This is a genomic window from Blautia caccae, assembly GCF_040095955.1.
GTDB classification, from domain to species: Bacteria; Bacillota; Clostridia; order Lachnospirales; family Lachnospiraceae; genus Blautia; species Blautia celeris.
Genome location: NZ_JBBMFP010000008.1, coordinates 61,752 through 74,942 on the forward strand (window position 1 = coordinate 61,752; position 13,191 = coordinate 74,942).

Sequence of the window (13,191 nt, forward strand, 5' to 3'; positions counted from 1 at the left end):
ATTCGCTACTTATGAATACCTGCACTTTAGGTATTCATAAGTAGCGAATCTACAGGGGTTTGGGGGAGTAGCCACCATCAAGCTGTTATATACGCCCTTTTAAAGAGCTTATCTCTATCTTTAGCATTTTAACGTAAAATGAGGATTCCAGATTTTACTCCAGAATCCCCAAAATAAAAGAAAAGGATTTTGTGCTTACATTTTTGTATGCATCTCATATCTACTCCGTAAGCAAGAGAAGAATACTATATATGTATAGAATTGTAAAAATTCTGTACAATCATTTTTAAATGCTTGAAACGAGTAAATAGTCGTTTCAAAAAATAAAACTCATTCTGCCGAAATTTCATACCTTATCCGAACAGCCACATTCCCTTTGGTAGAACAGGGAACATATCTACAGCTAAGATATTTCCACTTTCTACTGCTTCTGGATCATCTTCATACATCTCAAATACTTCATCCTCGTCAAAATATAGATTCAAATAATCAAGCGGAAAATTCCCATACTTTTTCAACATACTTCTTATTTCTCTTTGAGCTTCTTCGTCATAATCAAAAATATGCTCTATATCATAGACAAGGCTCTTATGCATTAGATTGCTATATGCCATACCAGCACAATCCCAAAACCCATATTCAAAATTATGAATTGTAAGTTACTCTGAAGGATCTGCTTTTTTAGTCACTTCGACACATATTAAAAATTGCTTTTTTATTTCCTCTGCTGATTCATACTTGGCATCACAATCATAATTGAATACACATGTCGTCTCTTCACAGTGATACTTGTCAAAAGTAGTATCTTTCATGAGTTCCCCAAGCGACTTTCTAAATAAATGCTTACCGCTTGCTTCATACAATAAAACCATCAATTCCTCATCAACTTCTCTAAAAATATTTTTTAATTCTTTTACGTTCATTCTGTACCTCCCTCTTTATGCTATGTCGTCAGTATCATCATCAAAATCTGAAAGCTCCCAGCCTAAAATAGACTTTGCAAGCTGCTTAGATTCAGTTGTATTGTCCGTCGGTTCATACTCTGCCACGATTTCACCACCGACAAACGTATATCTTGCAGTGTTATATCCAAACCATTCATCCGCAAATTCGTAATCCATTGTGACTTTTGGAAACTTTTTTGACACCATGAGCATTAGATTGGTCACTCCACGCCAAGGCGTTTCAAATATAAGAACATTTCCCTCGCTCCTAGCATCACAGGCATTCCATTTTACACCCCAATGTTCACAAGACCACTCATACCAGTCATGGCATCCATATATTTTTTCTAACTCATAAAGCTCCTTTCCATAAACTTCAATATTAGGATGCTCCTTTAAAAGATAATCAAGAAGTTCTTCTCTTGTTGTAATCTTTGCTGCCTTTACCCACTCATAAGTAAGCATCTTGTCAAGCTCCACGTAATTTCCAAGCTCCTTTGCTTGATAATATGCCCATGCAGTATCTGCCTTGCTTCCTACTTCTGTATTCATAAGCTCTGCTGGCATCGGAATAATGTTATTGAAATCAACCTCTGAGTCCTTACTCCTAAGAAAATCAATCACCTTATCAATTTCTTTCTGATCTGCTCCATGTAATGTTATTCTGTTCTTTACCCAACTTGGCATTTATATAATCCTCCTTTTTCTGTATTTTCAAAGGAGTTCAGCGCTGTTTCCTTTTGATAAGACGATTATATCTGATGATTGAAAAACCTTGTAGCTGTCAGAAACGAGAATATTTATGAAGTGCTTTTCTATATCTTTTTTACAATATATTGTTTATATTTACTTACATAACACAATATATACTGTTTTTACGTCAAATGCTTTCATTAGTGTTTAACGATGTTTTACATAACTTTTCAGTCTATCTGCTTAATTATTCTCAATCGTTCAAAAATATGTTAGAATATTGATATATTTCAACAGGAGGTGCCGTATGCAAAAACTTCTCTTTTGTAACCTTGATTTATTAAAATCGCCTAATAATAATCCAGATCTTACTCAAAAATACATTGCTTTTTTAAATTGGGTTGATTCAGTATGTAATGATCCAGAAAATTTAATATATTTTATTAGCAGAGATCAGGCATTGCTAGATAGTGCTAATGATTTTTTTAATAAGCAAAACAACAAGAATTATAACTTTACAACGAGGGAAGAAGCACGCTCTTTCGTAATGAATCACAGAAACATGAACAACCATTTTGTTTTTATAAGCGGAAAAGAAGTGGACTTTCATCTCGCTGTCCATTCAAAATCCCTATTCATTGTTCCAACTTGGATTCCCGTAGACGATAAATCAATATATTATGGGGTGCACGTTGATACTCCAGCTCAATTAGAAAAATTTATACGGACTTTGAATAACCAAAACAATTGGTATGCAACATTAGAAATCGAAACAAATATTGTTGCCCTGTCTCTCATGGATGGTAGGTATAAATATAAAGCATTTACATCTAATGAGCAGGATATGATGAAACATTTTGAAGAACTACTAAAGCAAGGGAGCAGCCGAAATTATTATGCAATTTTGTTATATCACTTCTTAGCAGGGATGACAAACAGCACCTTCTTTGATGATATTGAATTGTTTGGCATGATCCCTTCATCTAATTGTTCTTTAAATCATGATATTTTGAGTTTCATGACACAAGTGAGATACATTAAAGGCAAAAGACTTCCTAAAAATAATATGATTGATCCCAATCTTATCAAAAGAGTTGTTCCAAAAACACAAGCTCATATGCTGCCAAATCAATCAGTAAGAGCAACCATGGGAGCTTGCCAAGAATTTAGTACGTTATGCATTAATCCTGAATTTAAGAAAAAGATAGAAACATTAAAAAAGCAAGGACGATTTAATGTCTGTATCTTTGATGATTATATGACACATGGAAATACGTTTAATGCTGTACGAAATCTTTTAAAATACTTAGGGGTAAATAAGATCATTTTTGTTTCACTGGGAAATTTTTCTCGCCCATTTCAAAAAAAAGATTATATAATAAACGGCGATGTGTATAAATTGGGGTATACTTATCAACTGGTACAATCAACCCAACAAAATTTGACTTATAATTATGCTGCCAAAAATGAGATTGACGAGTTATATAATATTTTCAACTCATAATAGATAGGAAGTAATCAATATGGAAAGATATTTTATTGCCTTGCAAGAGCTAGGTGCTAAAAATGAATTGTTATTAAAACTGATAACTGAATATGATTCTTCTTTCATTAGTAATTTGTTTGAAGAAAACTCCGATATCTTTCTTTCAAATATAGAATGGCTACCTTACAAATTCCTTTTTGAAGATAGAAAAAAAGTTAATGCTGCTTTGACAAAAGCTGATGAAATACTAAGGATTAATGCCGAGCAGGAAATCCATACTGCTTTGTATTATACAATTAATTATCCCAAAAATTTAATGAGAATAGATAATCCACCAGCTATCATCTATTACAAAGGAGCTAATCCTAATGATGGATTTGATAAAGCTATTGCATCTATCGGAACACGAAACCCGACACAATTTGGTTTTAACTCTATCAATTACTTAATACCACAATGGGTAAACGAGGGATTTTCTATTATATCAGGCTTGGCTCTTGGTGTGGATCGCTTATCACATATTGCCTGTTTAGCTGAGGATGGAAAGACTATTGCTGTTTTTGCTCATGGATTGGATAAAGTTTATCCTGCATCAAACAAAAAGCTGGCTGAACAAATACTGTCATGCGGGGGCACTCTGCTATCTGAATATCCTGTTGGGACAGAACCGACAAAATTTAGATTTGTTCGCAGAAATCGTTTGATTGTAGGTCTAGCAAAAGTTACTGTAGCGATGGAATGTGAAGAAAAAAGTGGTTCTATGAGATCTATTAACTTTGCACAAAAGCAAAACTGCCCTATTTTCTGCCCACAGCCAGGGAATAATCCTCCAGAAGCTCAATCAGGACTACGCTATATTCTTGATAATAAAATAGGACAGGAAATTAAAAGCGGCACTGATTATGAAAATGTTATCCTGTCGGCTGGCTATAAAATCGAAAAACCCAAAATGAAAGTATCATATATTAAAGAGCAATATTTAAGAGCATTAATAATAGGTGCTGAGAACGAAAATATTATAAAAATTGTTCTTCAAAAAATAGGCTTAGAGTATACTTCCGATTGCACTTGTATTATTGGTTTGAATAATTATCTCTTAGATTATATTCAAAAAACAAACTATTCTATTGATGCTATTATCAAAACATTTATTGACACTATTATATCCTTTAATCCCACCAAAAAAGAGAGCTGATGCTCTCTTTTTTATAGATTCCATTTGTATTGACCATCTCTGGACACGACAATCTTCCCTCTTTTAACAGCTTTATTCAAATAAACTCTTACATCTGGCTGTAAATTAAATGCCCAGTGTCCTACACCATGCCCTACCTTAGTTGCTTGATATATTATCATTGCTTGTGCTAGTGGAGCCAGATACCCACTTGTCATATCAACTCTTCCGCATGAATCAAATTCATTTGTATCAAGATTAAAATAATGGCTTATCAAAAACTCCTTTTCATCATTGGAGATTAGCTTTTTTAAATAAGCTCTGGATACTCTCTTAGCAGCTCCGTTCCCACTACGAATTGCATTAAATACCCAAGTAATAATCCAAATTAGACAAAGTATTCCACAGACTAATAAGGTTCCACCTATTTCAGTCCTATGTATATTTCTCCAATCTACGAGTCCTAATATTTCTAAAAATTTATCTGGAACAAACAATATTACCATACATGCAATCAATATAGCTGTTATTACCTCTTTTACCTTTAACTTATCAACAAGCGTTGCAATAATATCCAGTGCTTTATCCATTCTCTATTTTATTCCCCTTTTATACAATACTTAATCCAGACTTTGTGATCTGCTCTTGCAATTTATTCTTCAAGTCCTCCGCATCAGTCCAGACTACAAACTGAATCTGTTTTATATCAAAATGAACATTTATAAAATCATCCTGTCTGCAAGTATATATTACTGTTTTTCCTATACCTTTAGCATAGCCAGCTTCATAATATACGCCTGTATTCTGACAAGTAAAATCTGCAACTAAAAATTTGCAATTACGAATTTCTTCCACAATCTTATCGCTTATATTACCATTGTGAGCATCGAGATCAACATAATACGCTTCATTTCCTGTCGCTTCTATGGCTCTCTTTGTTCCCTGTCGAATCTGATCCACGCAATCATACTTCTCTCTATTCATAGGCATTGACACAAATACCATACCCGATGATTGCAACACTGGATTAATTTCTGGAATTTTCTCTTTTCCAGTAGCCACTTGATAAATCAACCTTAACTGCTCATCCGTTGCTTCATTTACCATAAAGTTATGTAATGTTTTCAGATTATCCTCATGTACACAGGAATGTGCGCCTTTAAATTCTTTTGAAACCAATCCAAAATAAGCCAGTGTTTCTTCGATAATGCCATATCGCCCAAAAGTAAAATAGTGTTCATCACTTTCAGCCTTTTTACGAAACTCAACATATATTTGCTCCTTGTTCATATGTATTTTCCTCACATATAGTTAATCTTTGAATCCAACCTGTCCATTCATCAGCAATGGCAACAGAAAATTTCTAAGAGAACTTAATTCTTCGTTTTCTATTTTATTCTTTTGTATTTGTAAATAAAATGCTTGAACATAATTATCAAATCTTTCTAATATTTCTTCTGGTGGCATTACTACTTTTAAGTTATATATTATTGTTGATGTCATGCTCGGCACACCAGTTCCTGTATTAAGTTTTTCAAAATCATATAACTTTGCCGAATAATAAACAAAAATTGCAGAATGAGCTTTTTTCATTTTTGTATAAAACATTGTATCTACTGTCCAAAAAGCTCCATTAACATAAATTATATTATTCAATGTTCCCTTTCGTGGTATTAACACAGACTCTCCATCATAAATAGAAGCATCTACTTTTCGCATAACACCACCTGAACCATAAACGGGGATATTACCATCATTCAGCTCTTTATGGTCTTTGCCATTTCCAATCTCCATCATATCTGAAAAAGAAGCTTTTCTCCATCCCTCTGGAATTTCTCTTTTCAATTCTTCATTCCAGACCATTTTTCCACCAGATGATTTATATGGTTTTCCATCTTCATTTGGAAATTCAAACTGCAGAAACCAATAATCATAAATTATTTTTGACATTGCTTCTAAATTTTGAAGAACTTTATTATTATTTTCTATTTTTAAGTCAATAGCTGATAAAACACCCACAATTTTATCTTGTACTTCTACGCTCCACTTGGGAATTAATAATTGATTTATGTTATATATCGGCAATTTAGGCTGAGAAGAACCAACTTTAAATTTTTCAATATTCTTTTGGTTTAAAGGTGCAATTAGTGAATAGTACAAAAATAGTTTTCTAACTTTATCAGTATCCAAATCGTCAAACTTACAACAATTTTCTGTCAAATTAGCTTTATCGAGAGTGTTACCTATGATACTAACCATTCCAAGGGTATTTCCTACTATCGCAAGGATAACATCACCCTTTTTCACAATATAGTTTTTGATAATGCTCCAATACTCCTCTTTTGCATATTGCATTTCATCTGAAATATTTAAAATTCTTCCTTGATACATATCTAAAATTCTAATATATGGATGTTCATTTGGAGCGTCTTGCAATGTACAGCCTTGAGGGATTCTTTTTCCACCTTTTACTTTGCATATTTCTTCTATCTTATAATATTCATTCATATTTCAATTCCCCCAATCTTTGTCTTATTTCATCTTCCAAAGATTTTCCCTCTGAAAATAATTTTTCAAGATTTGAGGTATATGTATCCATCTTTTGATTAAATTCTTCCTGTGTAAGCTCCACAAACTCAATCTTTACTTCAAAATACTGCCCAGCCGATAGGGAATAGTTTTTCTCTACAATCTGCTCATATGTAACAGAAACACTAAAATCTTCTACTACATCCTGATTGATAAAAGTATCTTCTATCTTTTTCACTTCATCAAGACGCAAAACTGTTTTCTGATTCTTTCCCTCTTTCCTCTTTTCACCCAGCTTAGATGCATCTATAAGCATGATATTACCCTCTTTATTGGACTTATCAATAAAAAGAACTGATACATTTGTACCTGTGTTCGCAAAGATATTTGAGGGCATAGATATTACACCTTTTAGCCAGTGTTTATCAACGATTGTCTGGCGCACTGTCTTTTCAATGCCCGATTGCGCTGTAATAAAGCCTGTCGGCACAACAATAGCTGCCTTTCCATCCTCTTTTAAACTCCAGAGAATGTGCTGAATAAAGCACAGGTATACTCCCATGGATTCTTTCTTCTTGTTCGGTATTTTGGGTACTCCTGCAAAGAATCTCTTGATCCCGTCTCTTACCTCGGAATCTTCCCACTTCTGCTCAATGGTGTCTCTGGTAGAAGAAAAGTCCATTTTAAACGGAGGATTTGACGTAATATAATCAAACTGCTTTACTCCTGAACTCGGATCGTGTGCCACCTTATAGTGTGCTGGTGTCTCTAGGGTATCGCCCTCTATGATATTGTCCAGGCTGTTTGTAAGTCCGTTAAGCAGCATATTTGTCCTTAAAAATCTGGATGACTTACCAGAAATATCCTGTGTGTAAACCTGTGCCTTATCTCCGAAGCTCCCCTTTCCTAAAGCATTAGCAAGGTGAAGTACCAGCGATCCAGAGCCTGCCGAGGGGTCATATACGTCGTAAATCTTATCCTCTACAGGTGACATCTCTACCAGAATCTTTGCAATAATGGCAGAAATAGCCTGTGGCGTGAAATACTCTGCATATACGCCGCTGGCAACATTGTAATCCTTAATCAGATGTTCAAAGATAGCACTATAGAAATCAAAGTTATTCTTAAATGCTTCTCCGAAATCAAATTTATCCTGACTGATAATTCCAAAGATATTCTTAGCAAAGTTATTTCTCTTAGAGGCTTCTACATTCTCTGTAACTCTGGTAAATAGTGGCTTTCTTCCACCATCTGCTGTATCAATGCTAAACTCTTCATTCTCTGGATAATTAGAAATCCTCTCCAATGCGTCATCAAAGAGCTTATAAAAGTCATTATTGCCAACCTTATTAATAAGACACTCAATCGTATCTTCGTACTTAAAAGCCACATCCTGTGGGTATGTATCATAGAATCCTGCAAACATATCCTCGTCCTGCAGAACTTCCTCTGTACTCATTTCCATTTCCTTTGCAAAATCCTTCATATTCGCCATGAATTTATCATTTAAGAATTTGTAAAGGAATACAGATGTAATAACCACTTCTTCACTCGCTTGATTGGATAGTCCGTTGGTCTGGCAGAGTCCTTTCATTTCATCAATCATCTGTTTTATCTTGTTCTCTAATGTAAAAATGTCTGGCATTTGTAAATCCTCCTATTTGAATATCTGTATATTAGTGTATAAATCGTTAAGTAACTGTGCATAAAATCCCTTAATTTTTCCGTATAGCTTTTCTTTCAAGAGAACCTTTGTAGCCTTTGATTTTATGGAATCGGCAAAGTTCTTTCTACCCTGTATCGTTACAATTTCTTTATCTAAGGCATCTTCTATTGCGTTATATATGATAATTAAGGTTCTTTCTATCTCCGACTTGTCGGCTGGATATGTTTCTATTGCATCCTGATATGTTTTCACAAAAGCATAATTTCCGCCGTAAATCTTCGATAATCTTTCATTCTCATAATTGATATTTCTTGCCCTTTCCAGAGCTTCTAATAGTTCATCGGTGATAGAATCCAAATCATTTAAGTCTGAAATAGATAAGTCATTGAAAATCTTCTGTAAAAGCTCATCCAGCTTTCTGATTTTAATATCGCCTTTATTTTGGTTCTTCTTTATCTCATTTTGAATATCTCTGACAACCTTAGAAAATCGCTGGAACTTAGGGTTGTCCTGTGTCATCTGTCCGAGATCCATGATGATAATTTTCACTTTGATAAACTCGTAAAGAATCTCCACCACTTCTTCATTTGAGATAACATCCATCATATCAACAGTATTTTGGGAAAGATTTATGAAATCAATTCTTTCCTGTGTTGATTTTAGGAGCTTTTTATTCTTGTTGGAATCTATCTGTGCAGCATAATCCATAGCTCTTGAAAGAATAAATTCTGTCTGGCACTCTTTGATACCATTTAAAAGTCTCCTGATTTTCAGCAATGTCTCTTTGTTGTAAAAAGTTAGTTGCTTTGAAAACCTTTCCAGATTATCTGTAGAAATAATATCTTCCAGTTCATCCATGTACTTATGATATTTTCTATTGATGTCCTCTTTATCAACCACCAATCCAGAAAGAGAGCCTTCATTTTCTCCATTTTCATTAAGGTCTGCTTCAAGTTCTTTTATGTAGGCTTCAATAGTCTTATCATATTCCTGCTCTATGTCTACAAAGTCAACGATATAACCATACTTATAAACTTTTCCAGTTGGAGATTTATAAGGTCTGTTTACTCTTGAAATAGTCTGCAGGAGTGACTGTGCATGCGGACCTCGGAGAAGATACATCTTTTTAAGACGCTTCACATCATAACCTGTAGTCAGCATAAAATTCACAACCAAAATATCAGGAGCCAGTGTCTCCCTAAAATCCACTTGATTATTATGATTTATTTTCTTCTGCTTTGGATCATCTGTATCTGTAATAACAAGTCCTGTATTTAGCTTAGAGTTATCTTTGAACCATTGATGTACCTTTTTCGCCTGTGGATTTGTTCTACACACAATCATACCGCCGATAGATGTATCTGAGTTCTGGAGTCTGAAATTGATAAAATCTCTTTCAATAAATTCACCCAGGGCATTTACATAGGCATCCGATTCATAGACATCTTTATCTTCAAGCTGCTTATCTTCTATTTCCAGATTCTTCTTTATTTCTGATTTTGCTACTGTATCAATATTTTCCTTTTTGATTCTAAGTGTATATCCATCGGCTATTGACTTATCATAAAAATATTTATGAATATAGTCACCAAACTTTAAATTAGAACGCTCTTTCTTGGAAAGCAAAGGCGTACCAGTAAGAGCAATATAAACAGCATCCAAGTCACAGGTCATAAGATTTTTGAAAAATTCCCCTGTGGATGAATAACTTCTATGTGCTTCATCGACAAAGAAAATACGCTGGATATTTGCATTATAATCATTCTTTGCTTGCGGCATTTTCCCTTCAAACTTTTGGATATTCACCACGCAAATTTCACCAATGGCTTTACTTCCAACATTTTTAGATAATGGTCTTGTTAGCTCCTTTGAAAATTCTGTTTTGTTCTCGCAGTTTACAGTTTTGAGTCCTCTATTAGTAAATTCAATACTGGCTTGTGTAAGCAGATCCAATCTATCCACGACAAAGAAAAATCTGGTGCTAATATCTTTCTTAGCATAGTAATCCCTGATAACACGATTGGAAAAGGCTGCTATTGCTGTCTTTCCAGAGCCTTGTGTATGCCAGATAATTCCACCCTTACCGCCAGAATCCAGTCTTTCAATGATTTTTCTGGTAGCAAAAAACTGAGGGTAACGCATAATATGCTTCTCAGGAATCTGGCTACTTATAAACATAATTCCATACTGCAAAAAATACAGAAACCTTTCCTTATCAAACACAGAAGTCACAAAGCTATTGCAGGGAGTTGTTGTCTTTAGGTTTTCGGCAAACTCTGGTGTATCTGTTTCCGCTGGGTTATATCCACAATCTTTCATTACAAATTTGATTGTGTCCATATCAATATCTTTATACGGATAAGTGATATGGAACTTTTCATCATCTTCTCTGAAAAATGAAAAGCTGGTGTTGTTTCCGTTTGGTGTGGTATAGAATGAGCCAGCCTTTACATCTTCCGCATCGTCATCTTCCTCATACTCCATATTGTTTGAAAAAGAAACAAACTGAATAAGATTGAAGAACTTCCTATAATCTGGATTCTGCAATCTCTTATTTATCATTCTGTCAAATTCTTTCTGTATGCCGCCATCATTATTTGGTTTCTTTACTTCCAGAAATGCCAACGGCATACCATTAATCAAAATATTTATATCTGGTCTAAAGGAGCCTTCCTCTGTTCCCTCTACCACACTAAAAGGCAATTCATCCACAACTGCAAAATCATTGTTCTTGATATTTTCAAAGTCAATCAGTTTTACCTTGTCTTTTGGATCAATAAGCCAATTATAAAATTCTTTACCCAAATCATTATTTTTCAACACATTATGAATGTCTGTGATAATGCTTTTTATCTCATCATAAGAAAACTTCCTGCCGTTTATGGTTTCCAGTGCAGGCTTAAATCTGTTTACAAAAATCTTTGTGTTGAAATCTATATCAATATCATCTGCTTTAAGCGACTGATAATTGTATTCCAGTCTCAGGAACTGAATTGTTGCAGGAATTTTCACTCTGGTATCTTCGTTAAATACTGCCATCTATTCTATCTCTCCTATCTTATCTTCAAGTTTTTCCATATCCTTTATAATGATAATCGCCTTATCCGTAAGTTTATACTTTCCTCTTTTCCCCTCAATCGGAAGCAACAAATTATCATCTCTGAGCTGTTTAAATAGTTTATTCATGGTTATAGTACTTACGCCGATCAAGGGTGCCATATCCGCTTGGGAGAGAGGAATGTACTCAGTTCCATCTGGTAGCTTAATTTGACAGGAATACATGTACTTCAAAACCTTATAGACATTGTTCGTCATCTTGTCAATTACTGATTCCATATGTTTCACCCTTTCATAAAATTCAAATTTACTTATACAACATATATAAATAAATTTATATCTATTATATTTCAAACCTGTGTTTTAGACAACCCATTTTTGCAAAATTCTTTGATATTTGGCGGCTAAATCCCCTCTGACGGAGATCCATTGACTTCAGGACTTTAAAAATTATACAATCTAATTAGCACAAAAAGCGGCGATACACCGCTATACATAGAACAAATACCAACGCAGGGCATTGAGATCAGCTTACGAGCTACTTCTCAATGCTCTTTTTTTGTGCCCAAAACAATCAACAGAAAGGAATTAACATATATGGTAAAGAATAAAAATTTGAATGATTCAAAAAGAAGAAAAAATGACGAGTTTTATACGTTGCTCTCCGACATAGAGGCAGAGCTTCAAAACTATAAGAAACACTTTAGGGGAAAAACAATCTATTGTAACTGTGATAATCCAGAGTTTAGCAATTTCTGGAAATATTTCAAAGACAACTTTGAGGACTTAGAGCTAAAAAAGCTCATAGCAACTTACTTTGATTCTGGCGGCACTACATATAAGTATGTATTAAGCTCTGGAAGCAAAGAGCCAACAAAAACGCCCCTTTTCGGTGACGGAGATTTTAGAAGTCCTGAATGCATTGAAATCTTGAAAGAAGCAGATATTGTAGTAACGAATCCACCCTTTTCCCTGTTCAGAGAATATATTGCACAGCTCATACAATACGAAAAGAAGTTTTCCGTCATAGGAAGTTTAAACGCTGTCGGCTACAGAGATATATTCCCCTTGATAAAGAGCCATCAAATCTGGATCAGCTCCAACAACCAACACCAATTTTTTAGAGTTCCTGATGATTACGATATAGGCGTTACTAAAGTTCATGCAGATGGATGCCGATATGCAACTCTTGGCAATATTGCTTGGTACACGAATCTTCCCATCGAAAGAAAATTCACCGATTTAGTCCTGACAGAATCCTATTCCCCTGACAAATATCCCCGCTACGATAACTACAATGCGATCAATGTCAACAAGCTCTCAGAGATTCCTTGTGACTACGATGGAATCATGGGTGTGCCTGTTACCTTTATTGCAAAATACAACCCAAATCAATTTAAAATCTTAGGGATAACAACAGGATCGGACGCATTTGAAGCTGCTCCTACTAAAAAATACATCAATCCTGTTCGTGTAACTGGAACTTGTAAAGGAGGAAGCAGCACAAATACTTCTGCCACACTCTTGCTCCCCCGAATTGCCAGCAGATGGCACTTATTATACCGCCGACAACGCAGAAGGATATCTGAAGGTAATCTACAAAAGAATTTTGATACAAAAAAATAAGCCATAGGTTCATCGC

At 34.6% G+C, this 13,191-nt stretch carries 12 protein-coding genes; 3 read left to right on the forward strand and 9 right to left on the reverse strand.

What is annotated here, in order from left to right; all coding sequences use genetic code 11:
• Nucleotides 1-353: 353 nt before the first annotated feature.
• From WMO65_RS10415 to WMO65_RS10425, 3 genes are read right to left on the reverse strand one after another with little or no spacing between them, the layout of a single operon-like run.
• The gene (locus WMO65_RS10415) at nucleotides 354-614 is read right to left on the reverse strand and encodes a hypothetical protein (protein ID WP_148391694.1); all 261 of its coding nucleotides are present in this window, start codon (nucleotides 612-614) and stop codon (nucleotides 354-356) included.
• 45 nt (nucleotides 615-659) lie between these two features.
• Complete coding sequence (locus WMO65_RS10420) at nucleotides 660-923, reverse strand: hypothetical protein (RefSeq protein ID WP_148391693.1); 264 nt, start codon at nucleotides 921-923, stop codon at nucleotides 660-662.
• A 15-nt stretch (nucleotides 924-938) separates the two neighbouring features.
• Nucleotides 939-1,631, reverse strand: a complete 693-nt coding sequence (locus WMO65_RS10425; RefSeq protein WP_148391692.1) for a DUF1281 family ferredoxin-like fold protein — start codon at nucleotides 1,629-1,631, stop codon at nucleotides 939-941.
• A gap of 313 nt (nucleotides 1,632-1,944) precedes the next feature.
• On the opposite strand from WMO65_RS10425, the gene WMO65_RS10430 reads away from it, so the two are divergent.
• Complete coding sequence (locus tag WMO65_RS10430) at nucleotides 1,945-3,141, forward strand: hypothetical protein (RefSeq protein WP_148391691.1); 1,197 nt, start codon at nucleotides 1,945-1,947, stop codon at nucleotides 3,139-3,141.
• 19 nt (nucleotides 3,142-3,160) lie between these two features.
• Complete coding sequence (locus tag WMO65_RS10435) at nucleotides 3,161-4,318, forward strand: DNA-processing protein DprA (RefSeq protein WP_148391690.1); 1,158 nt, start codon at nucleotides 3,161-3,163, stop codon at nucleotides 4,316-4,318.
• 11 nt (nucleotides 4,319-4,329) lie between these two features.
• On the opposite strand, the gene WMO65_RS10440 is transcribed toward WMO65_RS10435, so the two are convergent.
• Genes WMO65_RS10440 through WMO65_RS10465 form a run of 6 tightly spaced genes read right to left on the reverse strand, consistent with a single transcriptional unit; the run spans nucleotide 4,330 to nucleotide 11,828 of the window.
• Nucleotides 4,330-4,887: a super-infection exclusion protein B gene (locus WMO65_RS10440; RefSeq protein ID WP_148391689.1), complete on the reverse strand. Its 558-nt coding sequence runs from the start codon at nucleotides 4,885-4,887 to the stop codon at nucleotides 4,330-4,332.
• A 19-nt stretch (nucleotides 4,888-4,906) separates the two neighbouring features.
• On the reverse strand, nucleotides 4,907-5,587 hold the full coding sequence (locus tag WMO65_RS10445) for a hypothetical protein (RefSeq protein ID WP_148391688.1): 681 nt from the start codon (nucleotides 5,585-5,587) through the stop codon (nucleotides 4,907-4,909).
• A gap of 21 nt (nucleotides 5,588-5,608) precedes the next feature.
• Nucleotides 5,609-6,805, reverse strand: coding sequence for a restriction endonuclease subunit S (locus WMO65_RS10450; RefSeq protein ID WP_148391687.1), 1,197 nt, complete (start codon nucleotides 6,803-6,805; stop codon nucleotides 5,609-5,611).
• Nucleotides 6,798-8,471: an HsdM family class I SAM-dependent methyltransferase gene (locus WMO65_RS10455; RefSeq protein ID WP_148391686.1), complete on the reverse strand. Its 1,674-nt coding sequence runs from the start codon at nucleotides 8,469-8,471 to the stop codon at nucleotides 6,798-6,800. Before WMO65_RS10455 ends, WMO65_RS10450 begins: the two co-directional genes overlap by 8 nt.
• A gap of 12 nt (nucleotides 8,472-8,483) precedes the next feature.
• Nucleotides 8,484-11,531, reverse strand: a complete 3,048-nt coding sequence (locus WMO65_RS10460) for a DEAD/DEAH box helicase family protein (protein ID WP_148391685.1) — start codon at nucleotides 11,529-11,531, stop codon at nucleotides 8,484-8,486.
• Nucleotides 11,532-11,828 (reverse strand): helix-turn-helix domain-containing protein, encoded by a 297-nt coding sequence (locus tag WMO65_RS10465; protein WP_148391684.1) that lies wholly within the window; start codon nucleotides 11,826-11,828, stop codon nucleotides 11,532-11,534.
• Nucleotides 11,829-12,146: 318 nt separating this feature from the next.
• Between WMO65_RS10465 and WMO65_RS10470 the strand changes: the two genes are divergently transcribed.
• Nucleotides 12,147-13,175 (forward strand): adenine-specific methyltransferase EcoRI family protein, encoded by a 1,029-nt coding sequence (locus WMO65_RS10470; protein ID WP_148391683.1) that lies wholly within the window; start codon nucleotides 12,147-12,149, stop codon nucleotides 13,173-13,175.
• Nucleotides 13,176-13,191 lie beyond the last annotated feature (16 nt).